The 22,952-nt window shown below is 67.7% G+C and carries 19 protein-coding genes and 4 pseudogenes; 12 read left to right on the top strand and 11 right to left on the bottom strand.

Going from position 1 to position 22,952, the window contains the following annotated elements; all coding sequences use genetic code 11:
* The first annotated feature begins 27 nt into the window (after positions 1 to 27).
* Positions 28 to 1,050, top strand: a complete 1,023-nt coding sequence (locus tag OG819_RS56210; protein ID WP_266635412.1) for an LLM class flavin-dependent oxidoreductase — start codon at positions 28 to 30, stop codon at positions 1,048 to 1,050.
* Positions 1,051 to 1,109: 59 nt separating this feature from the next.
* Here the strand turns inward: OG819_RS56210 and OG819_RS56205 are convergent.
* Positions 1,110 to 1,352: pseudogene (locus OG819_RS56205) on the bottom strand (IS5/IS1182 family transposase); the annotation flags it as partial.
* Between the two features lie 1,123 nt (positions 1,353 to 2,475).
* On the opposite strand from OG819_RS56205, the gene OG819_RS56200 reads away from it, so the two are divergent.
* Complete coding sequence (locus OG819_RS56200; RefSeq protein ID WP_266657970.1) at positions 2,476 to 3,024, top strand: hypothetical protein; 549 nt, start codon at positions 2,476 to 2,478, stop codon at positions 3,022 to 3,024.
* Positions 3,025 to 3,561: 537 nt separating this feature from the next.
* On the opposite strand, the pseudogene OG819_RS56195 reads toward OG819_RS56200, so the two are convergent.
* A pseudogene (locus OG819_RS56195) lies at positions 3,562 to 4,056 on the bottom strand (alpha/beta fold hydrolase); the annotation flags it as partial.
* 77 nt (positions 4,057 to 4,133) lie between these two features.
* Between OG819_RS56195 and OG819_RS56190 the strand changes: the two are divergent.
* Positions 4,134 to 4,547, top strand: coding sequence for a transposase (locus tag OG819_RS56190; RefSeq protein WP_266623313.1), 414 nt, complete (start codon positions 4,134 to 4,136; stop codon positions 4,545 to 4,547).
* Positions 4,544 to 5,605 (top strand): IS3 family transposase, encoded by a 1,062-nt coding sequence (locus tag OG819_RS56185; RefSeq protein ID WP_266623315.1) that lies wholly within the window; start codon positions 4,544 to 4,546, stop codon positions 5,603 to 5,605. The genes OG819_RS56190 and OG819_RS56185 overlap by 4 nt, the downstream gene beginning before the upstream one ends.
* 38 nt (positions 5,606 to 5,643) lie before the next feature.
* On the opposite strand, the pseudogene OG819_RS56180 reads toward OG819_RS56185, so the two are convergent.
* The 3 genes and pseudogenes from OG819_RS56180 to OG819_RS56170 form a co-directional block, all read right to left on the bottom strand.
* A pseudogene (locus tag OG819_RS56180) lies at positions 5,644 to 5,882 on the bottom strand (alpha/beta fold hydrolase); the annotation flags it as partial.
* Between the two features lie 286 nt (positions 5,883 to 6,168).
* Positions 6,169 to 7,467: an ISAs1 family transposase gene (locus tag OG819_RS56175; protein ID WP_266647931.1), complete on the bottom strand. Its 1,299-nt coding sequence runs from the start codon at positions 7,465 to 7,467 to the stop codon at positions 6,169 to 6,171.
* A 213-nt stretch (positions 7,468 to 7,680) separates the two neighbouring features.
* Entirely contained in the window at positions 7,681 to 8,898 is a 1,218-nt protein-coding gene (locus tag OG819_RS56170) for an IS110 family transposase (RefSeq protein ID WP_266655822.1), read from the bottom strand.
* Between the two features lie 345 nt (positions 8,899 to 9,243).
* Between OG819_RS56170 and OG819_RS56165 the strand changes: the two are divergent.
* The 3 genes and pseudogenes from OG819_RS56165 to OG819_RS56155 all read left to right on the top strand — a co-directional run.
* Positions 9,244 to 9,444: pseudogene (locus OG819_RS56165) on the top strand (transposase); the annotation flags it as partial.
* A 128-nt stretch (positions 9,445 to 9,572) separates the two neighbouring features.
* Entirely contained in the window at positions 9,573 to 10,016 is a 444-nt protein-coding gene (locus tag OG819_RS56160) for a nuclear transport factor 2 family protein (protein WP_266635403.1), read from the top strand.
* A 284-nt stretch (positions 10,017 to 10,300) separates the two neighbouring features.
* A complete protein-coding gene (locus OG819_RS56155; protein ID WP_266647764.1) occupies positions 10,301 to 10,867 on the top strand; it encodes a hypothetical protein in 567 nt (188 codons plus the stop codon).
* On the opposite strand, the gene OG819_RS56150 is transcribed toward OG819_RS56155, so the two are convergent.
* The 4 genes from OG819_RS56150 to OG819_RS56135 all read right to left on the bottom strand — a co-directional run bounded on the left by OG819_RS56150 (position 10,785) and on the right by OG819_RS56135 (position 13,331).
* A complete protein-coding gene (locus tag OG819_RS56150; RefSeq protein ID WP_266647766.1) occupies positions 10,785 to 11,741 on the bottom strand; it encodes an IS5 family transposase in 957 nt (318 codons plus the stop codon). The genes OG819_RS56155 and OG819_RS56150 overlap by 83 nt on opposite strands.
* 739 nt (positions 11,742 to 12,480) lie before the next feature.
* Positions 12,481 to 12,858, bottom strand: coding sequence for a toxin Doc (locus tag OG819_RS56145; protein ID WP_266635401.1), 378 nt, complete (start codon positions 12,856 to 12,858; stop codon positions 12,481 to 12,483).
* A gap of 2 nt (positions 12,859 to 12,860) precedes the next feature.
* Positions 12,861 to 13,106 (bottom strand): antitoxin MazE7, encoded by a 246-nt coding sequence (locus OG819_RS56140; RefSeq protein WP_266419642.1) that lies wholly within the window; start codon positions 13,104 to 13,106, stop codon positions 12,861 to 12,863.
* Between the two features lie 60 nt (positions 13,107 to 13,166).
* Positions 13,167 to 13,331, bottom strand: a complete 165-nt coding sequence (locus OG819_RS56135; RefSeq protein WP_266635398.1) for a hypothetical protein — start codon at positions 13,329 to 13,331, stop codon at positions 13,167 to 13,169.
* Between the two features lie 298 nt (positions 13,332 to 13,629).
* Here OG819_RS56135 and OG819_RS56130 point away from each other — a divergent pair, with 298 nt between their 5' ends.
* From OG819_RS56130 to OG819_RS56115, 4 genes are all read left to right on the top strand, one after another.
* The gene (locus OG819_RS56130; RefSeq protein WP_266635396.1) at positions 13,630 to 14,586 is read left to right on the top strand and encodes a GlxA family transcriptional regulator; all 957 of its coding nucleotides are present in this window, start codon (positions 13,630 to 13,632) and stop codon (positions 14,584 to 14,586) included.
* A 110-nt stretch (positions 14,587 to 14,696) separates the two neighbouring features.
* On the top strand, positions 14,697 to 15,695 hold the full coding sequence (gene gap, locus OG819_RS56125; RefSeq protein ID WP_266657967.1) for a type I glyceraldehyde-3-phosphate dehydrogenase: 999 nt from the start codon (positions 14,697 to 14,699) through the stop codon (positions 15,693 to 15,695).
* 220 nt (positions 15,696 to 15,915) lie between these two features.
* Complete coding sequence (locus tag OG819_RS56120) at positions 15,916 to 16,254, top strand: winged helix-turn-helix domain-containing protein (protein WP_266635392.1); 339 nt, start codon at positions 15,916 to 15,918, stop codon at positions 16,252 to 16,254.
* A gap of 175 nt (positions 16,255 to 16,429) precedes the next feature.
* Positions 16,430 to 17,833, top strand: a complete 1,404-nt coding sequence (locus OG819_RS56115; RefSeq protein ID WP_266657965.1) for a carboxypeptidase regulatory-like domain-containing protein — start codon at positions 16,430 to 16,432, stop codon at positions 17,831 to 17,833.
* 310 nt (positions 17,834 to 18,143) lie between these two features.
* On the opposite strand, the gene OG819_RS56110 is transcribed toward OG819_RS56115, so the two are convergent.
* Positions 18,144 to 18,599: a DUF6884 domain-containing protein gene (locus OG819_RS56110; RefSeq protein WP_266635388.1), complete on the bottom strand. Its 456-nt coding sequence runs from the start codon at positions 18,597 to 18,599 to the stop codon at positions 18,144 to 18,146.
* 312 nt (positions 18,600 to 18,911) lie between these two features.
* On the opposite strand from OG819_RS56110, the gene OG819_RS56105 reads away from it, so the two are divergent.
* The gene (locus OG819_RS56105) at positions 18,912 to 21,659 is read left to right on the top strand and encodes a multifunctional oxoglutarate decarboxylase/oxoglutarate dehydrogenase thiamine pyrophosphate-binding subunit/dihydrolipoyllysine-residue succinyltransferase subunit (protein WP_266657963.1); all 2,748 of its coding nucleotides are present in this window, start codon (positions 18,912 to 18,914) and stop codon (positions 21,657 to 21,659) included.
* Between the two features lie 709 nt (positions 21,660 to 22,368).
* Here OG819_RS56105 and OG819_RS56100 read toward each other — a convergent pair.
* On the bottom strand, positions 22,369 to 22,791 hold the full coding sequence (locus OG819_RS56100; protein ID WP_266657961.1) for a hypothetical protein: 423 nt from the start codon (positions 22,789 to 22,791) through the stop codon (positions 22,369 to 22,371).
* Positions 22,792 to 22,952 lie beyond the last annotated feature (161 nt).

The raw sequence follows: 22,952 nt of genomic DNA, 5'->3' as shown, positions 1-22,952 counted from the left end.
CGCGGCCGTCGGATGGTTTGACCTCGTGTGAAGAAGATAGGTTTCCTCTCGTTCGGCCACTGGTCGCCGAGTCCGCACTCCAAGACCCGGTCCGCGGCCGACTTCCTGCACCAGTCCATCGACCTGGCGGTCGCCGCGGAGGAGCTCGGCGTGGACGGTGCGTACTTTCGTGTGCACCACTTCGCTCAGCAGGCGGCCAGCCCGTTCCCGCTCCTCTCGGCCATCGGTGCACGGACCTCGAAGATCGAGATCGGCACCGGCGTGATCGACATGCGCTATGAGAACCCGCTGTACATGGCGGAGGACGCCGGCGCCGCCGACCTCATCTCCGGCGGACGGCTGCAGCTCGGCATCAGCCGCGGATCACCGGAGCAGGTGATCGACGGCTGGCGTTACTTCGGATATTCGCCTGCGGAGGGCGAGACCGGCACGGACATGGCCCGGCGGCACACAGAGGCCTTCCTCAAGGTTCTCGAGGGCGAGGGCTTCGCGCAGCCGAACCCGCGGCCGATGTTCCCCAACCCGCCGGGGCTGCTGCGCATCGAGCCGCACTCCGAGGGGCTGCGCGAGCGGATCTGGTGGGGCTCCGGCTCGAACGCGACCGCCGTCTGGGCCGCGAAGTTGGGCACGAACCTGCAGAGTTCCACACTGAAGGACGACGAGACGGGCGAGCCGTTGCACGTCCAGCAGCGCAAGCAGATCGAGGCGTACCGCGAGGCGTACAAGGAGGCAGGCCATACGCGAGAGCCGCGTGTGTCGGTCAGCCGTAGCGTCTTTGCCCTGACCAACGACCTGGACCGGGCCTACTTCGGCCACGACCGCAACTCGCGGGACCAGGTCGGCATGATCGACGACACGACCAGGGCGATCTTCGGACGCTCGTACGCTGCCGAGCCGGACGTACTGGTGAAGCAACTCCAGGAAGACGAGGCCATCCAGGCCGCGGACACCCTGCTGCTGACCATCCCGAACCAGCTCGGCGTCGACTACAACGCCCATGTGCTGGAGAGCATCCTCACCCACGTGGCGCCGGAGCTCGGCTGGCGCTGAGTGAGAGGTCGTTTTCTCTCGTTGTTTCCTCCCGGAATCTGCGATGGGTGCGGCTTTACAGGGGTGCGCCAGGAGATGGTGCTCTCACTGGTGAGTCGGCGGGCCATGAGGTCGCTCATGGCGAGGTGGATCATGGGTTCGGAGCGGTGAGGGCGGGTTTCGTCGTAGCGGACCAGACGGCGGTTGAGCATCAGCCGGCCGTAGGTCCGCTCTACCGTCCAGCGTTTCGGGATGGGTGTGAATCCCCTGGTCCCGGGGGTACGTTGGACGATTTTCAGGTCGGCGCCGAGGGCGGCGGCGTGCCCGGTGAAGTGTGTGTCCCAGCGACCTGTCCGATGCGCACTGGGAGTTGATCGGGGCCCGGGAAAGCCTCTTGCGTCGAGGCGGGACGACCGGCCGTCTGGCCCCTGGGGAGTTCGCCGGACGGGAGCGATATCGCACCCTGCAGGTTTTCAAGCGCTCGCTGACCGGGGGCGTGTGACACTCTGTCGGTTCCTCCGTATGAGCCGGCCGAGTCGCCCACGGTGCAGTCGGTGCCGGAGCCCGCCGTCGTCATGGACCTTCGCCGCCCGGCAACGTACGCGGTGGGATGTCCAGGGGGCTTCGGTAGATACAACTCCCGTTCCATCAAGGCATCAAGGACCGGTCGTGGCTGGTCGCGCGCGAGGCGGACAGCCGGATCCGACACGTGTCGATCTTTCGCGAGGTGCCGGTGTACTGCCGACCGATCCCAGTGGGCGGTGCCGTTCCTGATGAACTCCGTGTCGTCGGTGATCAGTACTCCGCTCCGAGCCGACACGCTCACCGAGCTGAGCACCGTCGTCGTGTGTCGTCGCGCGGTCGGCCGAGGAGCTGACGACACTGGCATCCCGAGCGTCCAGGGCGACATCGGCCTGATTGGCTTTCGGCCCGTACCGTCTCAGACGTGTGGGGGCACCAAAGATCTAGAAGCGTGCCACCGGCTGACGGAAGGTCTGCCCATTCGGCGCCGGCAGAGGATCAGGGAGGCGACCGCCACATGGTTCGCCGTCGCGCCGAGGGATGAGATGGCTGCGCAGTAGCCGTAGGATGGTCCCTCGTCGCGTGACATGAGAAGCGACGAGGGCCACGGACATCGAAAGAAGGGAGTGTGTGCCATCGCCGAGCAGGATCCACCCCGCCGTGTACTTGACGAGCGGAGGGGCTTTACCGACGGCCCGTTCGCTGTACTTGATGCGTTCCGGTCTCAACGCCGCCGGTTCATCAAGACCGTCACCGCCTTCGATGCGTCTGCCCTGGCGGGCAGAAACACGCTGCACGGAGTGGTCGGTACACGACGTCGTGCGTCACGTACGTGACGCGACCTCCCTCCATGTGTCGAGCCTGGGTGGCCGAACGGCTCCGTTCTCCGCGCACGGGCCGTTCCACCCCTCTACGACGCCTGCTGTGTGGCTCGCTGCGTCGGCTGGTCAGAGTCCTGAAGAAACCTTGCGCGAACTGGTTGTCCTGAGCGAGGAAGAGGATCGTCTGCTTGAGCGCAAGGCAGAGTTGAATCCATCCGAGGCCAGGCCGGGACCACTGCGCCGAACACTGCACTGGTCCGTTGCCTCGGCGCACTTCTTCTGGGACGCCTGGCTGCACGAACGGGACATCGCTCTGTGTATCGGCCTGAAGATGTCGTACCCGGCTGCGGAATTGCGTCTCGCCACCATGTACGGGCTGCTCGTAGCGGCGACCCCGGCCGACTGGTCCGGCGAGTACGTCCAGACGAAGGCGTCGCTCGGAGGGAGTCCGGACCACGGCTATGAGATCACCCACGCCGATGACACGGTCATGGTGGCCACCGTTTCGCCGGAACTCAGTGCGGAACTGACCGGAGAGACCGGCGAAATACTGGACAGCCTCGCGGGTCGCGGTCCGGAGCCCAGCGAACTCTTCGGCATGTCCAGCACCGCGGTCTCCCGACTGACCCTTCTGCGCCAAGTGGCCACCTGATCGCACGGGATCTGCCTTGGACGCGGGCGGTCTGCGTCGACTTCGGCCAGGCGGTCCCCGTCGGTCATGAGAGACCTTGGGGACCAGATGGCCTCATAGGGATGTTGACCTCAGCATCGCGCGGAACCACGGAACGTCGATCGACGGCCTGCTGCTCATCCGGTCGGGGGACGTAGCGTTCGGGTGGGATCCGGAGTCATGATGGTGGGGGGAACGTGGGGACTGGTACCCGGAAAGTATCCGCGAAGGGCTGTGCCCAGATGTGCCGTCTGCTGCGGGCCGCGGTGGCCGCTGTAGTGATCGCTTGGGTTTGTGGGCTGTAGGTGACCGCTGAGAGTGAGTCCCGCTATGGCTGGTGGGTGCCAAGGAAACGGTCCGGAGAGAAAACGGCCCTGAGGGATCACTCAAACTGTTGGCTTCAGGCCCGGCGTTGGCTGACATCGACGGGAACGTCACGGAGCGGACTGCAGGTTGCCGGTCGTGCCGTAATTGGCCGGTGGGTATTCAAAGGGCGCCGGGGTCTCGGCGATGGCGCTCTCAGCTGACGGCAGGGAGCTGCCGAGCGAAGCGGCGGACGGCATCGGTGAAGGCGTCTGGGGCGTCGAAGTTCGCTAGATGTCTTGCCCGCGGGATCAACTCGACGCGAGCGTGGGGATGTGCGCGGGCGAAGTCCGCCTCGTCGGCCCGGAAGACGGTGTCCTTCTCGCCGTTGAGGATCAGTGCCGGAGCTTCCACAAAACGCATCGCACCCGCATCGAATCGTCCCAGCACCTCACCCCAGGCTGCGGGCAAGGTATGGAAGGCGTAGCCGGCATGGATCGTTGCGTCCACCACTTATCGCAGATCGAGCCGCCGCAGTAACCAGTCGTTCCACTGGGCCAGCCGATCTGCCGGTATACGAGGGACCAGCCTGGCGACCCATCGATATGGCACCGTCCAGAGGCCGCGGGTGGAGGCGCTGGCTCCCGCGAGGATCAGCCCGCGCAGTTGTTCTGGATGATGCCGTGCGAACTCCAGCGAGGCGTATCCGCCCCTCTCTGTCAAAGTAGATCGAGTCAGGCATACTGGATGATTCATTGAGTCGAGGGCGGAGAAGGAGTAGTGCCCGGGTGGCCAGCACGAATGACCACGGGACCCCTGATCCGCAGGTAGAAGCCCGTTCGGCCGGTCCGCGCCGGTATACCGCGGAGTACAAGGCGAGGATCCTCGCGGAGTACGAGACGTTGGACAAGAAGGGCAAGGGTGCTCTGCTGCGGCGGGAGGGCCTGTATTCGTCGCTGATCACGACGTGGCGGCAACAGCGGGACAAGGGTGCCCTGGACGCGCTCGCCGCGTCGGCCGGACGGCCGAAGGCGGACCCCAGGGACAAGGAGATCGAGAAGCTCAAGGCGGAGAAAGCCCGCCTGGAAGCCGACCTCGCGAAGGCCCGCACCGTCATCGAGGTCCAGGGAAAACTCTCCGCGCTGCTCGACCAGTTCGCCACGGACAGCGCCCCGACCCGGAACGGCGAGAAGAACCAGTGACCGAAGCCCAGCTCGCGGCCGTGGCGTTCAACACCGCCCGCAATCAGGCCCTTGAAGAGCTCAGCGGGCTGGTCGGACGCGTCCAGGCATGCGCCGCTCTCGGCGTGAGCCGTGCCACCTACTACCGCCAACACCGCCGAAGCCCCGCCCCGGCCAAGCCGCGGCCAGAACGGCGCCGACACGCCCGCGCTCTCACACCCGAGGAGGAGATACGGGTCCTCGACGTGCTCCATTCCCTGGAGTTCGCCGACATGGCGCCCGCCGAGATCTACGCGGTGCTCCTGGACCGGGGTGTCTACCTGTGCTCGGAGTCGACGATGTACCGGCTCCTGCGACGGCATGGCGAGGTCCGTGAACGCCGCCGCCAGGCCGTCCACCCGCCCCGGACCGTTCCCGAGCTGGTCGCCGAGGGCCCGAACCGGGTATGGAGCTGGGACATCACGAAGCTGAAGGGGCCGGTCAAGGGCGTCTACTACTGCCTCTACACGATCATCGACATCTTCAGCCGCTACACGGTCGGCTGGATGATCGCCGCCCACGAGAACAAGGACCTCGCCGAGCGGTTCCTGTCCGAGTCGATCGCCAAGTACGGTATCGAACCAGGGCAGTTGACGATCCACTCGGACCGCGGGTCCCCGATGGTCGCGCAGAACGTCGCCCAGATGATGGCCCATCTCGGCGTCACCAAGTCGCATTCGCGGCCGAAGACGTCGAACGACAACCCGTACAGCGAGAGCCAGTACAAGACCCTGAAATACCGGCACGACTTTCCCGAGCGTTTCGGATCCCTCGAGGACGCCCGGGCGTGGTGCACCCAGTTCTTCACCTGGTACAACGAAGAGCATCGGCACTCCGGGATCGGCCTGCACACGCCCTACGACGTGCACTTCGGTCTCGCCGAGCAGCTCCGCGAGATGCGTGCCGACGTCCTCCAGACGGTCTACGCGAAGCACCCCGAACGCTTCGTCCGCAAACCACCCGAGCCTCCCAAGCTCCCCGCAGCGGCCTGGATCAACCAGCCGGCACCAGACGGCCCACTGATCCCAGCACAGCGTTAGAACGATCTACCTGCCTTGATCGCTTTGACAGGTTCCGCGCCGAGCGAGTGCCCGACGACCAGAGCCGGCCCACGGTCGAGCGAGTCCACCGCGGATGCGATGATCTCTGTCGCAGTGCTCAGGCTCCAGGGTTGAGCCGAGCGCTCTCCATGGCCGGGGAGGTCGACGGCGGCTACCGGGAATTCGTCCCGGAGTGCAGCAAGGAGCATGCTCCACTGCCCGCGCTAAAGCGCGTCCCGTGAACGAAGACTATGGGCACTGCATCCGCTGCCGTCATCAGTTCCTCCGGTGGTACTGTCCAGCCGACTCCATCGGCCGTGGTCTCCCTCACGATCAAGGAAGATGCCAGTAGGGCTTTCCTTTAGGTCTTCCTCTTGGTCCTGTTCGGGAGCGTGTTGGGGGTGTGGACGTATGCGAAGTAGACCGTGCCCGGGCGAAGTTGGCGCTATTCGTGGCTGATGCGTTCGCGTTGGTGCCGCGCAAGGATCAGAGGGCGAAGGGCGACTGCTATTTGGGGCACGGCCCCGGCGTTGTTCGGTTGTGTCCGGCTTCGTGGTAGTTGATCAGATGCCGTAGACGGCGAAGGCGTCGTTGTGGTTGAGGAGATCGCGGCGGGCGTGGGCGATGTTGGCTCGTCCGGCCAGGCGGAGCGTGCTGATGCCCAGGTTGCGGAAGCTGGCCAGTGCTCGGGGTGCGGTGCCGGTCCTGACCTGGGAGTTGTCCTCATGGAAGGTGACGTCCCGCACCCAGTGGATCTTGTTTTCTATGGACCAGTGGACCCTCTCGTAGTGGTTGAGGTGAGCGGGGCCTGCGAGGTGGGCGGGCAGGCTGGTGACGCCGAAGACGATCTCCTTCCCGGTCCAGGTTCCGTCGAGGCCGCCGGTGTCACGGCGCAGGCGGAAGACCTGTCCCGCGCCGGGGAAGAGGGCGTCGTCGGCTTGGGCGGTGCGGATCGTGCGACGCTCGGTGCGCCCGTGCCCACGGTCGTCCTCGGCCTCGGTGGTCTCGGTCCACTCGGCGTCGGTACCGGCCAGCAGCGCCTGGGCGGCGGCGCGGGCCAGCGGCTGGTTCCCCTTCAGGATCAGGACGTAGTGGGCGTCGAGCCGGTCCGTGATCAGGTGGGCGGTCTTCTTCGTGGTGTGCAGGGCGTCCAGGGTGAACACCCGGCCGGACAAGGCGAGTTGGGCCAGCAGCATGCGGGCCGCCTCGCCCTCGCCGCGCTTGTCCGGAACCTGCCTCTGGCCGAGGACCGCGCCGCTGGCGTGGTCGACCGCCCCGACCAGGAAGACCCGCCCCGATTCGGTGCGGGCGCCGGTCAGGGCCTTGCCGTCGAGAGCCGCAGCGGGCAGCAGCCCGGCCGGCGCCGGGTGTTCCACGGCCCGCTGGGCGGCGCGGCGCTGTTCGCGCTCGATGGGCCCCGGGGTGTCCGGGACCTCGGGCGTCGGTGCCTTTCCGGTCGCGACGTCGGTGACGTATGCGCAGGTCGCCGCGTCCAGCACGTCGGCATCCAGGTCGGCGAGCACGCGGCGGAAGGTGCGCTCGCTGGGCACAAGGTACTGGCCGGCCAGCGGGTCGTACCGGGCGCCGAGGCGGGCCAGTTTGACCTGCGGGGCGCGGGCGGACCACTGCCAGATCGCGGTCATGGAGTCACCACCGACCACCAGCGTCGCGCACGCGGCCAGCACCAGGATCACCACCAGGGGATGCCGCCGCCCACGCTCCGCACGCCGGTCAGGGGCCTGCCGCAACCTGCTGACCAGCGCGGATTCCACTGCCACAGGGTCGGCGGCGAGCTCGGCCTCCCACAGCGCGAGATCGGTGAGCTGGCCAAGGACAGGGCTGATCAGGGAGGATGCGGACACGAGCGCGGCTCCTGAGACGATCTTCTGGCGTAGGAACCTGAAAGATCATCAGAGGCCGCGCTCGTCTGGCAACTCGCACCCCTCCCCCTGGGCAAACGACCCAAAACCCATCAAAGATCAACTACGCCGGGGCCGTGCTATTTGGGGGGGGTGCCTCTATGTCCTTCGTCAAGGCACCCCTGTCGGGTTTGGGATGGTTCGGTCTTGCTGGGGTCATGCGGCGAGCTCGACGTCCGCGGGCGTGCGGGATTCGTAGAAGGTGCCGTCGCGGAGCATGGCGAACAGGACGCTGATGCGTTGGCGGGCGAGGCGGAGGAGGGCCTGGGTGTGGGTTTTGCCGCGGGCTCGCTGGCGGTCGTAGTAGGTGCGGGAGGCGGGATCGGCGTTCATGCAGGCGAAGGCGGAGAGGAACATGGCGCGCTTGAGCTGGCGGTTTCCGCCTCGGGGTGCGTGTTCGCCGTGGATCGAGGTTCCCGACGACTTCGTGGTCGGGGCGAGTCCGGCGTAGGAGGCCAGGTGGGCGGCGCTCGGGAAGCTGGTGCCGTCGCCGACGGTGACGAGCAGGACTGCGGCGGTCCTGACGCCGACGCCAGGCATCGACGTCAGGACGGGGGAAAGAGGGTGGGCCTCCAGCAGGGCGTTGATCTGGGCTTCCAGGGCCCGGCGCTGTTCGTGGACGGCGGCCAGGGAGTGGGCCAGGGACGGGATCACGATGTCGAGGGTGCCGGTCCCGGGCACGACCACGGTCTGCTCGTCGAGGGCGTCGAAGACCTCGTCGATCAGCCGCGCGGCCATGCGCGGGGCCTTGGGCCGGATGACCTCGACGAGTCTGCGGCGGCCGGCCTTGCGCAGTGCGGCGGGGGAACCGTAGCGCTCCAGCAGCCAGGTGACGGCCTGGTGGTCGAGGCGAGGGCCCAGGACGCGCTCCAGGCTGGGGTGGAACTGGGTGAGCAGGCCGCGTATCCGGTTGGACGTGCGGGTGGCCTCGGCCGCGAGGTCCTGGTCGAAGCCGACGAGGACCGTGAGTTCGGCGGTGATCGCGTCGGTGAGTTCCAGCGAGCGCAGGGTGTGCGGCATGGTGCGGGCCGCATCCGCGATGACCGCAGCGTCCTTCGCATCGGTCTTGGCCTCGCCCGGATACAGGTCGGCGATCCGCCGCATTGCGAGTCCGGGCAGGTAGGCAACCTTGCAGCCCGCGTCCCGGGCGACCGTGAGCGGGAGGGCTCCGATGGATGCGGGCTGGTCCACGATCACCAGTACGGTGCCGAACTTCGCGGCCAGTTTGTCGAACACGGCCCGCAGTTTCGGCTCGCTGTTGGGCAGCTGCTTGTCGAAGACCTTCTTGCCGGCCGGAGTCAGCCCGTGCCCGTGATGAGAGCTCTTTCCGACGTCCAGGCCGAGGAACACGCCCACGTCTTCGGTGTCGAACATCGCGCCCTTCCAGGAGAGTTGAACGTGCCGGCCTCGGCGGTGGTGTCGTACGCGCGCATCCACGTTATGCAGACCTGCCGCCCGCGAGCTGTCCGGCATTGCGCCGGACCGGGTGGTGGCCGGACCTCTCATCAGCGTCTCCGACGGCACCTCCCGGGCCCGGTGACACCACCCCCCAGGTCATGCCTTCGACAGGGGGACACAGTCATGCCGGGCCCGGAGGCCAGCGGCCCTCTTGCAGGACCGCGGAAAACATAACGGGGGCTGATGCTGGACTGGCGGCGGAGGTCGATCCAGCCGATGGCAGAGCGGCTGCCGGATGGCAACGAGCAGAACCTGCAGGCCGAGTGGCCCGAACGCGCCGAAGCACCCACCGACTACTGGCTGTCCAGCCGGCCCGCCGCCACAGCGCTGGCTGAACTGGTTCGCCTGGCCAAGATCCGCTGGCGCATCGAGCACGACTACCGCGAACTCAAGCACGGCTTCGGCCTGGACCACTTCGAAGGACGTTCGAAGAGTACTGGCCTGTATCCGTATGTCCGCGTCCAGGGCGACGCCGTTGGGGCCGTCACTCAGGCGGGCAGGGTGCTGCTGGTCGAAACAGTCCGCAAGGCCGGCCTGGATCACGCGATAATGATCAGGAGCCGCATGTACGTATTACTTGGGGAGGTCTTGTGAGTCTGAGTCCGCGTGAGGTGTTTCTCCGGCTTGTTCATGGGGTCGCCGACGGGAACTTCGACGAGTTGCCTGACCTGTATGGCGAAGTCACCGATGTCCGGCATCCGATGGCGACGCCGGAGTCCGAGCCGTTGACGAGTAGGCGTGCGCTCCAGGCGCACTTCACAGTGCCGCCGGAAGTTCGGGGGTCTTTGCCGAAGAGGCGGGTCGTCGATGTCGTCGTTCACGAGACCGCCGATCCTGAAGTGATCGTTGCCGAGTTCGGCTATGAGTTCACGTTGCCAGACGACTCCATGACCAAGGTGCCCTGCGTCTTCGTCATGCGTGTCCGGGACGGTCAGATTATCGAGTCACGCGACTACATCGACCCGATCCGTACGTACACGGCACGCGGGGACCTTGACCGCCTCATCGCGTCGTTGCGGAAGGATGTTTTCTAAGGTCCCAGTTTCGCGCTTTCATCAACGAGCCTGTCTGAAGCGTGATCACTCGGCCGGCGTCCCGCTCCGAGCCGGTCTCAAGAACCTCTACTCGGTCCCCTGCCCCGAAGGCCACAGCCCGCTGCGCACCCACCGAACTCGACAGCGAGACTGGCGCTCGTCTCAGTGCGTTGTGGCAAAGGGAGTCCCTGTTCGATGAGCAGGGACTATTCCGTGTGCGGAGCATGATTGCGGAGGGATAGGGGCAGGCAGCGGACGGCTTGTTGTGGATCGAGGAGGGTGCGATGCCGTCGGTGCTGGGGTTGATGGAACAGCGTGAGGCGCGGGCGAGGCGGGATCTGGAGTCTTGGACGGAGGTTCTGGAGCAGGCTCAGGCGGAGGTGGATGCCGCGCGGGAGCGGGTCGAGCGGGCCCGGGTGGGGCGTGAGGAGCTCGTGTCGGTGCTGGCCGAGGAGAGCGACGTTGATACGCCGGTTTCCGTGTCGTCTGGCGGTGAGACGGCTGCCGGTGTGGGATCGAGCGGCCCCGGCGCGGGGCAGGGCGAGCGGCCGCCGGTGTGGCGGTCGGGCATGGGCGAGGAAGCGCTCAGGGGCTTGTACCGGGAGGTGTTCGCCGCGGTGGTGGCTGCGTCGGGGCCGGTGAACGGAGTGGAGCTGACGCGGGCGGTGGGCCGGGAGGCGGAGATCAAGAACGAGGTGGAGAAGATCCGTCACCGTGCCTATGTGCTGGAGAAGCGGGGCTGGCTGGTGCGGGCGGGGGACGGACGGTTCATGCCCGCGCCCGCAGCAGTCGGCCGGGGCGCCTCTCCGGCCAGCGCGGAGCGTCCCCGGCCAGGCGCCTCGACAGCCTGATCACAGCGGCCCACCACACCATCTGGGTGTGGTGGTCGGGGCGGCGTTCGTGGTCGCGGTTGAGGCGGCGTGAGCGGGAGAGCCAGCTCAGCGTGCGCTCCACCACCCACCTGCGGGCCAGTACGACAAATCCGCGCCTGCCGTCGGAGCGGCGCACGACCTCGATCCGCACTCCGTGGCGGGCAAACGCCTTCGCCAGTGCCGGACCCTGGTAGGCGCTGTCGACCCACACCAACTTCAGCAGCCGGCCCGGCTGGTCCATGAACGTCTCCAGCAGCGCGGGGGCGGCCTTGGAGTCGTGCACGTCGGCCGTGGTCACGGTGACCTCCAGGAGCAGGCCCTCGGTATCGGTCAGGATGTGACGCTTGCGCCCGTCACGTGACTTCCCGCCGTCGTATCCGCGGCTGTCCTCGCCGACGGTCTCGGAGGCGTCCACCGACTGACTGTCGATGATTCCCGCGCTGGGCTCGGTGTTGCGGCCTGCGCGTTCCCTCGCCACGCAGCGCAGGCGTTCGTGCAGCTCACGCACGTAGTCGCAGGCCCGCCAGCGGCGGAAGAAGTCGTAAACCGCCCGCCAGTACGGGAAGTCGACCGGCAGGGCCATCCACTTCACGCCGTTGTCGACCAGGTAGCGCACAGCGTCGAGCATCTCGCGGTGGCAATACGCCTCCGGACGCCCGCCCTGCTTGAGGAGCCAGGCCGGTACCGGCATCGCCGCGCGGACCTCGGCCCACTCCGCGTCCGTCATGTCACTGGGATAGCAGCCTGCCCGCCGTCCCGGAGCGATCGAACCGAACCTGTGCGCGTAGCAGTCGCACTCCGGGGTGACCGCGGTGGACGCGGGTACAGCAGAGATGGTCAACTGGTCGGACAACGGGTCTCCTTGCTCGTGACCGGCCTCAACAACCACGTCACTACCAAGGGGCCCGTTTCTTCATGCCCGCGACCACACCGGCAACTCTGTCCGAACGATCACCCGCGCCGCAGGCTTCGAACGAGATCCGGTTTGCCACAACGCACTCAAAGGCATTGCACCGCAATTGGGCAACTTGCAGAGCAGAGGCGACCTGCTGTCGACATCACCTGTTCGGATGAACCCGTTGCGGCGAACAGTTACCTCGGCCTACTTCCCGCCGCCAGGGCCGTCGACAACCAGGTGCGCCAGTTACTCGACCTCAGCGTCCGCCATGTCTCCCGCCTCACTCGCGAGCAGAAGGGCCGCTTCGTCGCCGCCTGCTGGACCGCCCACATGCACTGGAGCTGAAGCCCACCTCCACCCCTACCCCCAGATACAGCATGCACTCGTGCGCTACCTGCGCAAGACCGTGCGCGAGCGTCCCGAACTGCAGATCGTGCTCTCCAGGCATGCCACCGACATCATCACCTCCTGTGACCCCGAACAGTTGGTGTGAAAGAGCTTGGCGTGCGGATGCCGTGGCGGAAGACCGGAACTGCGCGACGCCTTCCTGTCTCGCTGCTGACGGAGTACGTCAACGAGCCGCATGTGACGCCGAGGGCGAACCTGACGCCGGTTCTCCCGGTGATGATTCGTCCGACCCTGGGACGATCGTCTCTTGCTTGAATCCGCCGAAAGGACGGGCCCTACTGGGTGATCACGGGGCCCGCCAGGAGCGGAGACGATCCGCGATGTCGAAGGTGTCCAGACGCAGGGCCTTGATGTCCTCGATGAGCTGGATCCACTGCTCTTCACTCGCGGTTACGGTCTCGCCGGACGCCTCGATGTAAGCCACGGCGACGCCGTAGCCGTACAGCTCGTTCCTTGCGGGCAGTGGCCGCTGCAGCACGATCGTGTCGAGCAGCGCGGCCGCCCGCCAGTAGGCATCCGGTTCGCCCACATCCAGGTGCGGCGTGTTCACCCGGTGCCGGGCAACGGCTGCGACCAGCGCCGAGTAGTCGCGGATCTGCAGGTCCTTGCCGAGCACGCGCTCTTGCCGGTCGAGGAGCCACCGGACGTCGACGAACAGTTCCAAGATCAGGCCGCCCGGCTACTGGCGGGCGCTGCGGGGAGGCCACCGAATGCCTTGTCGAAGGCATCGACGAAGCCCGGACGGTCGATCGCGGCGTCGAACGCGGCGCTCGCTCGCCCAAGCAGCGCCTGGTGCTCCTCCTGCTGGGAGAGGTCGTCGAGGTAGGCGGCCAGACTCATGCCGCGGGCCTTCGCGAGGGCCGCGAGGCGATCCCTCGTGGTGGTGCTGATCCGTACGCTGGTGTCAGGCATGCATCCAGTATGCACCCGCGCATGCGTTTACGCATACACCCGTGCCTCTGGCCTGCGCCCTTACGTGGCCTCCGAGGACTCCTTGAATCTCCCGAAGATCGGGACGGCGTCCAGCGGGTCGGTCTCGGCGGCGCCCACTGTGTCGTCGGGCCGGTTGTCGTGGGAGTCGGGGAACGGAGACTTCCCGCCCCAGTCGCCGGCCCCACGCTGGTCAGCGAGGGGCACCTCGACACTGTTTCGTGTCGGAGTTCGGGCCAGCCCGCAGGGCGTGGCTGGTGCCCTTCAGGCTGTCGACGTACTTCACCTTGCCGACGGCCGCGCGCTTCTTCTAGGACGAGGAGGCGAACGTGAAGATCCCAGCTATCGGCCGGACAGTCGCGCCGCGCGCATCCGGTTGCTGAGGGGCGGAGTGGGGCCCGGCAAGTCGGAGTGCGGCGCGGCCGGGCGGTCGCCTGCTGGCAGGGAACGAAGCTGCCGATGCCCTGACCCTGATCGGGCCCGCACTTCTGCGTACCCTGTCTCCGTGTCAGCCTCCCGCCTGCGTCGCGTCGCCGTTCTCGTGCTCGAGGGTGCGAAGCCGCTCGATGTCGGAATCCCCGCGCAGGTGTTCACAACGCGCGCGAGCATGCCTTACGAGGTGCGGCTGTGCGGCGCGGCACCTGGTCTGGTGACCGGCGGCGACGGCCTTTCGTACCACGTCGCCCATGGCCTTGACGCACTCGAGTGGGCTGACATCGTCTTCATCCCCGGCTATCGGTTCCCGGACCGTGACGACCCGCCGCAGGCCGTCGTCGACGCGCTGATCGCTGCCCACGACCGTGGCGCGCGGCTCGCCGCCATCTCGACGGGCGCCTTCGCGCTCGCCGCGACGGGCCTGCTCGACGGCAGGCGCGCCACGACGCACTGGCACTACGCACGGGTGCTGGCGGCGAGGCACCCGCTCGTTCAGGTCGACGAGAACGTTCTGTTCGTCGACGAGGGCAGCGTGCTGACGTCGGCCGGCGCCGCCTCGGGCATCGACCTGTGCCTGCACATTCTGCGCGGCGACCTCGGGGTGGCTGCATCGAACCACGCGGCCCGGCGATTGGTCGCAGCCCCCTACCGCAGTGGCGGTCAGGCGCAGTATGTGCCGCGCAGTGTGCCTGAGCCGCTCGGTGAGCGGTTCGCAGATACCCGCGAGTGGGCGCTGCACCGGCTCGACGAGCCCCTCACCCTCGAGGTACTGGCGCGGCAGGCAGCGGTCTCGCCGCGCACGTTCTCGCGGCGCTTCGTGGCGGAGACCGGGTACACGCCGATGCAGTGGGTCATGAGAGCCCGCATCGACATGGCTCGCGAACTGCTCGAGCGTTCGCAGCGCAGCGTCGAACAGATCGCCGCCGACGTCGGTCTCGGCACCGGTGCGAATCTGCGGCTGCACTTCCAGCGCATCCTCGGCACCACGCCGAGCGAGTACCGGCGCACCTTCGCCCAGGGCGAGTAGCCCCGCCAACGGCGCACCTGGCGCGATCCTTTTGAACCGTGGCGATCCCGCCACTGTCGCCGGTGACTGCCGCGGGCGAGCCTTGGTGGCGAACCGAAGGGACAGCACTTATGACTCGCATCGCCATCAACGGATTCGGCCGCATCGGACGCAACGTGCTGCGCGCACTGCTCGAACGCGACAGCACCCTCGAGGTCGTCGCCGTCAACGACCTCACGGAGCCCGTTGCCCTCGCACGACTGCTCGCCTACGACACGACGGCCGGCCGGCTCGGTCGCCCGGTGACCGTCGACGGGGACGCCCTCGTCGTCGACGGCCGTCGCATCAAGGTGCTCGCCGAGCGTGAACCGGCGCAGCTGCCGTGGGCCGAACTCGGTGTCGACATCGTCCTCGAAGCGACCGGTCGCTTCACGTCGGCCAAGGCCGCCCGTGCCCACCTCGATGCGGGCGCGAAGAAGGTGCTGGTCAGCGCGCCGTCGGACGGGGCTGATGTCACGCTGGCTTTCGGGGTCAACAGCGACACGTACGACCCGACCGCGCACACGATCGTCTCGAACGCCTCGTGCACGACCAACGCGCTCGCACCGCTGGCCGCGGTACTCGACCAGCTCGCCGGCATTGAGCACGGCTTCATGACGACGGTGCACGCCTACACGCAGGAGCAGAACCTGCTGGACGGTCCGCACCGCGACGCCCGTCGCGCCCGAGCTGCCGCCGTCAACATCGTGCCGACCACGACGGGCGCGGCCAAGGCTATCGGCCTCGTGCTGCCGAACCTGGCAGGGAAGCTGTCGGGCGACTCGATCCGCGTGCCGGTTCCGGTGGGCTCGATTGTCGAGCTCAACACGACCGTCGCCCGTGACGTGACGCGCGACGACGTGCTGACCGCGTACCGCGCCGCGGCGGACGGGCCGCTCGCCGGCATCCTCGAGTACTCGGACTTCCCGCTCGTGTCCTCCGACATCACGGGCAATCCGGCCTCGTCGATCTTCGACTCGGCCCTCACCCGGGTCGACGGCCGGCACGTGAAGGTCGTCGCCTGGTACGACAACGAGTGGGGCTTCTCGAACCGCGTGATCGACACGCTCGAGCTACTCGCCACGCGCTGACCGGAGCGTGTCCGGCTGCCGCGGGACAGGAGCGCGTCGGTACCCGACCGGTCAAGACGCGCTCCGCACGCGGACCTGCACAGTGCCGGACCGCCTTGGGGCTGGCTCCCATGGGCGATGACAAGACCGGCCGACTGGGTTCAACCGACCGGCTGGATTCAACCGGCCGACTGGGTTCAAGGGGTGCGATGACGGCGGTCATGCCACTGGATTCGGTGTCATGACTGCCATCACTCCGCAGTTTCCCGACACCTTGGACAACTTACTGATCTCGCGATTTAGAGGTCGGCTCGCCCCCGACCCGCAGGCCAGACTCACCGTCTGGCTGGAGGAGCGGCCGGCCGCGTACGGCTGGACGGGCGACCAGGTGTGGACCCCTGCGAGGGTACGCATGCCGATCGGACGGAAGTTCCACATCTCCTACAGCGTCTCCGGGGTCACCCGGCTGCCGCACCCGATGGGCTGCGGTGTGCAGATGCCCGGCCGGTGCACAGCCTCATTTCGAAGCGCTGTTCGGGGCCATTCCACACTGCCCGATGCCCGAATGCGTCGGGCTTGAAATCGGCGTCCAGCGGGGCGGGGTGCCTTCCCAGCGTGGGTGGTGGGTGGTTGTGGCGGGCTGGGTCGGTCCTTGGGCTTACCGCACCGTGGCGGTCGCTCGGTATGTGCTCTGAGGCCCTCGCATCTGGACATGATCGCCAGTGCTGCTCCGGCCCGGCCATAGGTTGGGGGCCATGAATTCGTCTTGGTCTGCTCGTCCTTTGCCGCCTGCTGCAGACGCAACGCCGCGTGCGGTGTTCGGTCCGAGTTGGTTCGCGGGTGTGATGGGTACGGGCATCGTTGCCAATGCGGCGGTCACGCTGCCCCGGAGCTGTTCCGGGCTGCGGACTTTCGCCGTGGTGGTGTGGGTGGGTGCCGCGCTGCTGTTGATCCTGCTGGCTGTCGCTTACCTGAGGCAGCGGGCGCTGCGGGTACACGCGGCCGATCCGGTGGCGGCCCAGTTCTTCGGTGCGCCGCCGGTGGCGCTGCTCACGGTGGGCGCGGGCACGCTGTTGCTGGGCCGGCGGCTGATCGGGTTTGAGGCAGCGCTGGGTGTGGACTGGGTGCTGTGGTCGTTTGGTACCGTGCTCGGTCTGGTCACAGCGTGCATGGTGCCGTATCTGATGGTCACCCGGCACCGCTTCGCGCCGGACGCGGCGTTCGGCGGCTGGCTGTTGCCGGTGGTGCCGCCGATGGTCTCCGCCGCGACGGGCGCGCTGCTTGTGCCCCATGCACCGGCCGGGCAACTGCGGCTCGCTCTGCTGCTGGGCTGCTACGCGATGCTCGGGCTTGGCTTCGTTGCGGCGCTGCTGGTGCTGGCCATGATCTACGGCCGCCTGGTGCACCACGACATACCTCCCGCAACGGTGGTGCCCACGGTGTGGATCGGCCTGGGGGCGTTGGGCCAGGCGGTGACGGCGCTCGGGGCGCTGGCCGGGGTCGCGCCGGGCGTGCTGGCTGCGACCTACGCGCGGGGTGCGGCGGTCGCCGCATTGCTGGGGGGAGTTGCGGTGTGGGGCTTCGCCATGTTGTGGCTGGTGCTCGCCGCGGGGCTGACCGTACGGACGGTTCGGAGCGGGCTGTCCTTCGCGCCCACGTGGTGGTCTTTCATCTTTCCGGTGGGCGCTTATGTGACGGCCACCAGCGCTCTCGCGGCGCGGACCGGTTCGCAGTTGTTCGTATGGGTGGCTGTCGTGCTCTATGTGCTGGTGGTCATCGCCTGGGTGGTGGTGGTCAGCCGCTCCCTGCACCACGCCGCCGGGCACCTACGCGGCTGGTCCGTTGCTAAGCACGCGCGCCGACGGCCCGTCGAGCTGGAGGCGCAACTTGGCGCGGCGCCCGTGCTCAGGGGCACCGTCCGCGGGAGTTCTGGTGGCGGGCGTCCGGTTTCGGAGGCGCGTGTGACTGTTTTGGATTTGGCCGGTGATGTTGTGGGTGTGGCGGTTACTGCTGAGGATGGTTCGTATGTCTTTACGGGCCTTGAGGCGGACCGTTACACGGTTGTGGCTGCGGGGTATCCGGCCCGGGCGGCTTCGCTCACTCTTGATGCGGCGGGTGAGGATGCCTTTGATCTGACGCTGGTGCATGAGGAGGGGTGAACGGTTCCTCGTTAGTGACGGGTCCGCTCCGGGTGTTCGGAGCGGACCTGTTGTGCTTCTGGGGTGATGGTGGGTGCTGTGGCCGGGGCGGGGTGGTCCGTCCCGGCGTCTGGCGTTGCGTGGCGCGGTCGTGGGGGACGCCGGCCGTGTCGCGGAGTCGCTTGCTGGCAGGTGGCTGCGTTGCTGTCGGTCCGCCGTCGCTGCGCTGCACCGCCGCCCGCCACCAGCGCTGCCGTGCAGCTGTGCTGCGCAGGGCTGGTACTGGTGCCGTGGCTGGGGTGGGGTTGTTTTCGGGTTGCGGCGTGGGGCGTTACGTGTGTTGCGGGATGTATTTCTTGCGCAGTTGGGCGAGTCGGGCCATTTGTTCGCCCATGCCGCGTGTTCCGGTGAGGGGTGCGTGGGCGTAGGGCCAGAGCGTGCGGACGAGGCTGGTGTGGTGTGCGCTGCCGAGGGCGATGACGGGGTCGAGGTGGAGGATGCTTCGGGTGGTGGCTTGTGCGAGGAGAGTTTGGGGTGTGATGGCATCGTTGGTGCCGTGGGGGGTGTCGTAGGGGTCGATGACGTCGTCGAGGTCGAGCAGGCCATGGCGTGCGGAGAGGATGAGCAGCCGGTCGGGTTGTAGTGCGTCGGCTGTTGTGCGGCAGGCGCGGTGGTAGGAGCCGGTGTAGAGGTCTCCGGCCGGTGCGCGGTGGTCCAGTTTGCGGCTGCCGCATGGGATGACGATGAGTTCTGGCCGGTAGCAGTCGTGAGGGTCGTTGGCTGTCATGTGTGTTGCCCTGTCTGTTCGTGTGTGAGGTCAGTGGTGCCGGTGCTGTATGGCTCGGGCATGGCTCTTCTCCGGGCCGGGGTCGCGGCGTCGGTGGGTTCGGGGTGCGGGTGGTTGTCCGCGGGGGTTGGGGAGGGAGCTTTTCATGTGGGGGTGGTGTTGGTGTGGAGGTGTCTCGATGTGTGGGTGTTATGGCGTGGTGGGGGGGGTTGGTCGGTTTGGTTGATGTCTTAGCGTGGGCGGTGGGACATAGCTGATTGGCTGGTTGTGTCGGTCTTGGGTGGTTTTGAGTGAGGGAAGAAGGCGATCGCCATGGTGGCGTCGCGATCACGTGCCGGGCAGCCGGGGTTTGACGGGCTGGGTTTCGGTATCAATGAGTGGCTTGTGGATGAGCAGTATGAGCGGTATTTGCGGGATCCCGGCTCGGTGGAGGTGACGTGGAGGGAGTTCTTCGGTTCGTCGGTGCCCGCGGCCCGCCGGCCGGCGGGTGGTGAGGGGTTGGCGGGGGAGATTGGGCAGGACGCGGCGGTCAGGGCGGTGCGTGTTGCGGCGCTGATCGACGCGTACCGGGTGCGGGGGCATCTGGTCGCTGAGACGGATCCGCTCGGGGTGGGGCGAGCGCCGGGGGATGCGGAGCTTGATGTCGCGACGTTCGGGCTGGGGGAGGGGGATCTGGATACGGAGTTCGTCGTGGACGGGTTTGCCGGGCGGGCCGCAATGACTCTTCGTGAGGTGCTGGCTGCGCTGCGCGAGTTTTACTGCGGGAGCGTGGGCAGCGAGTACATGCATATTCACAGCTCGCGGGAACGTCGGTGGGTGCAGCAGCGGGTCGAGTCGCCGCGGGTGGGGCCGGATGTGGGCGAGCAACTGCAGATTCTCTACCGGCTGGGTGCGGCGGAGGCGTTCGAGACGTTTCTGCAGACGAAGTATGTGGGCCACAAGCGCTATTCGCTCGAGGGCGGTGAGGCGGCGGTGGTGCTGCTGGACGCGCTGCTGGTGCGTGCTATCGGGCAGGGGGTGGGGGAGGCTGTCATCGGTATGGCGCACCGGGGGCGGCTGAATGTTCTGGCCAACATCATCGGCAAGTCGTATGCGGAGATTTTCGGTGAGTTCGAGGATGCGGCGGATGTGCGGTCGGTCCAGGGGTCGGGTGATGTGAAGTACCACCTGGGTGCGGAAGGGACCTACCGTGCTCTGGACGGCCGTTCGATCGCCGTGTGTGTGGTGGCGAATCCCTCGCATCTGGAGCTTGTGGGGCCGGTGGCCCAGGGGGTGGTGCGCGCCAAGCAGGACGGGGCCGCGGACGGTGGCGAAGCCTTCCCCGTCCTGCCGATCGCCGTCCACGGCGATGCCGCGTTCGCCGGTCAAGGCGTGGTCTTTGAGACGCTGAACATGTCCCAGCTACCCGGCTACCGCACCGGTGGGACGGTCCACATCGTCATCAACAACCAGCTCGGTTTCACCACCTTGCCCGCCAACGGCCGTTCGAGCGCATACGCCACCGACGTGGCGCGGACGGTCCAGGCGCCCATCTTCCACGTCAACGCAGACGACCCCGAGGCCGTGGTCCGGGTCGCACGCCTGGCGTTCGATTACCGTCAGGCGTTCCACAAGGACGTCGTCGTCGATCTCATCTGCTACCGGCGCCACGGGCACAGCGAGGTCGATGATCCCTCCATCACGCAGCCGGCGATGTACGACCGCATCGACGCCAGGGCTTCGGTGCGGGGGCTGTACGCCGAGGCGCTCCTGCGCCGGGGGGACATCGCCGAGCGGCAGGTGGAAGGCGCCTTGCGGGACTATAAGGGGCACCTCGAGCGGGCCTTCACCCAGACCCGGGGGCTGCCGGTGCCTCCTTCCCCGAAGCCTGTGAACCCCGTGGACGCTCAGCAAGCGGTCGCCCCCGGGGCGGCGACCGCGATCACGGAGGCCGCCGCCCGGCACGTGATTGCTTCCCAGACCGCTGTGCCGGGAGGTTTCACCGTGCACGCGCGCGTGCTTCCGCAGCTCCAGAGGCGCACCACGATGCTGGATACGGGAACGATCGACTGGGCCACCGCGGAGACCCTGGCCATCGGCTCCCTGTTGTTGGACGGGGTTGCGGTGCGGCTGGCCGGGCAGGACTCCCGCCGTGGCACGTTCGGCCAACGGCACGCTGTGCTCACCGACCGGCGCACCGGCGCGGAGCACACGCCGCTGAGCTCCGTCGGCTCGGTGGCGGCCGGCTTCGCACCCTATGACTCGATGCTGTCCGAACTGGGAGCGCTGGGCTTCGAGTACGGCTACTCACTGGCACGGCCCGACGCTCTGGTGCTGTGGGAGGCCCAGTTCGGCGACTTCGCCAACGGGGCGCAGGCCGTGATCGACGAGTACATCGCGTCGTCCGAACAGAAATGGGGCCAGCGCTCCGGGGTGACGCTGTTGCTGCCGCACGGCCTGGAAGGGCAGGGGCCCGATCACTCCTCCGGCAGGATCGAGCGGTTCCTCCAGCTCTGTGCGCAGGGGAACATGACCGTCGCCATGCCCTCCCTGCCGGGCAACTACTTCCATCTGCTCAGGCAGCAAGCGCTCAGCGAGCGTAGAAGGCCACTGGTCGTCTTTACGCCGAAGTCGATGCTGCGCTCGAAGGCGGCTACCTCCGGGCTGACGGAGCTCACCACGGGCGCGTTCCGTGCGGTCATACCGGATGAGACGGCGGACACCGCCCGGATCAGGCGCGTGCTGGTGTGCTCGGGCAAGGTCTTCTACGACCTGGACGCCCATCGGCGCAGCGCCGACCTGTCGGACACCGCGATCGTCCGCGTGGAGCGTCTCTACCCGTTCCCGACGGAGGAGCTCGGTGCAGAACTTGCCCGTTTTACGGCCGGGGCCGAGGTGCGGTGGGTGCAGGAGGAGCCGGAGAACCAAGGGGCATGGTCCTTCGTGGGGCCCCGTATGCACCGGCTGGCGGGCCGTCCCGTCGCATGCGTCAGCCGGCCGCAGGCGTCGGCCCCGGCCGTGGGCTCTGCCCGCCGGCACGCCGGCGAACAAAAGGATCTCGTGCTGTCGGCCTTCCACTGAGCGTGCCGCCCACAGCGGCGCGGAAGACGGACCCTGCGCACTACGCCCGTGGCCTTCCGCGGTCTCTTGTTCCGGACACCTCTCGGACCGGATCCCAGGGGTGCCCGGCGGCATGGGGTCTGTACGTCGGCACCGGGCTGGAGTTGGGCGGCCTGGGCTGGGGGAGTGGCGGCTTGAGGAAGTCCTGCTGGCTGTCCGGGCGCTCGGTGGTGTCAGCCGGGATCTCGAGGTGATCACTGTGCTGGTGCGGGAGGTGGTGGGGGCTGGGATTGGCCTGGCCGTCCTGGCTGATCCTGCACGGTGAGTCCGGCGGGCGGGTACTGTGCCGGGCGTGGTTGTTGATGGCCGCTGTGCCTCAACGAGCCTGTCCTGTCAGTGGGTCGGGGGCTGCGGCTGCTGGTCCGGCGGCTGTTTTCCCACGCGTTCACGGTGCTGCGCAGGGCCGTGGTGCCCGGCGTGCTGCCGCGGCAGGTATGGGTCACTTCTGTTGAAGGTGCGAACCGGTTTGCTCGGGTCGCCGATCGGGGGGCGCCGACCTAACCTCGGTTGAGGCCGGCAGTGACCAATGGGGCAGTTGTTCAAGATGGGAGAACATCATGAATGACACAATCCGCAGCCACTGGGGGCGCACCTTCGCCGTGGGAACTCTGACAGCGGTCCTGCTGTCCGGGGGAGCAGCGGGCGGTATCGCGGTAGCGGCCACCGGGTCTCAGCAGCACCCGGCCGCACCCGCGGCGACACCATCGGCATCGGTATCGCCGTCGAAGACCGACAAGCATTCGCCGAAGCCGTCGCCGTCGAAGACCGACAAGCGTTCGCCGAAGCCGTCGCCGTCGAAGAGCAGCAAGCGTTCGCCGAAGCCGTCGCCGTCGAAGACCGACAAGCGTTCGCCGAAGCCGTCGCCGTCGAAGAGCAGCAAGCATTCGCCGAAGCCGTCGCCGTCGAAGAGCAGGAAGTATTCGCCGAAGCCGTCGCCGTCGAAGAGCAGCAAGCATTCGCCGAAGCCGTCGCCGTCGAAGAGCAGGAAGTATTCGCCCAAGCCGTCGCCGTCGAAGAGCAGGAAGAATTCGCCGAAGCCGAGCTCGTTGAAGACGGCGACGGCGCCGCCGACCGTGACCGCCACGTCGGCCAAGAGTCCCTAGTCCTGGCAGCCGGGGCAGGCGGCCATGCCCGCGCCCCTGAGGCGTGGGCGTGGCTGCACGAGTGAGACGGCGGTATGCGGCCGTGGTGTGTGCGGTGGTGCTGGCGGTGGCCGGGGCAGGTGCCGTCGTCCTGACGGCCGATCACCGGGTG

Origin of the sequence: Streptomyces sp. NBC_01549 (genome assembly GCF_026339955.1) — a bacterium.
Lineage (GTDB): Bacteria > Actinomycetota > Actinomycetes > Streptomycetales > Streptomycetaceae > Streptomyces.
The sequence above is the reverse complement of the archived record's forward strand: the minus strand, read 5'-3'. Positions and strand labels throughout refer to the sequence as shown.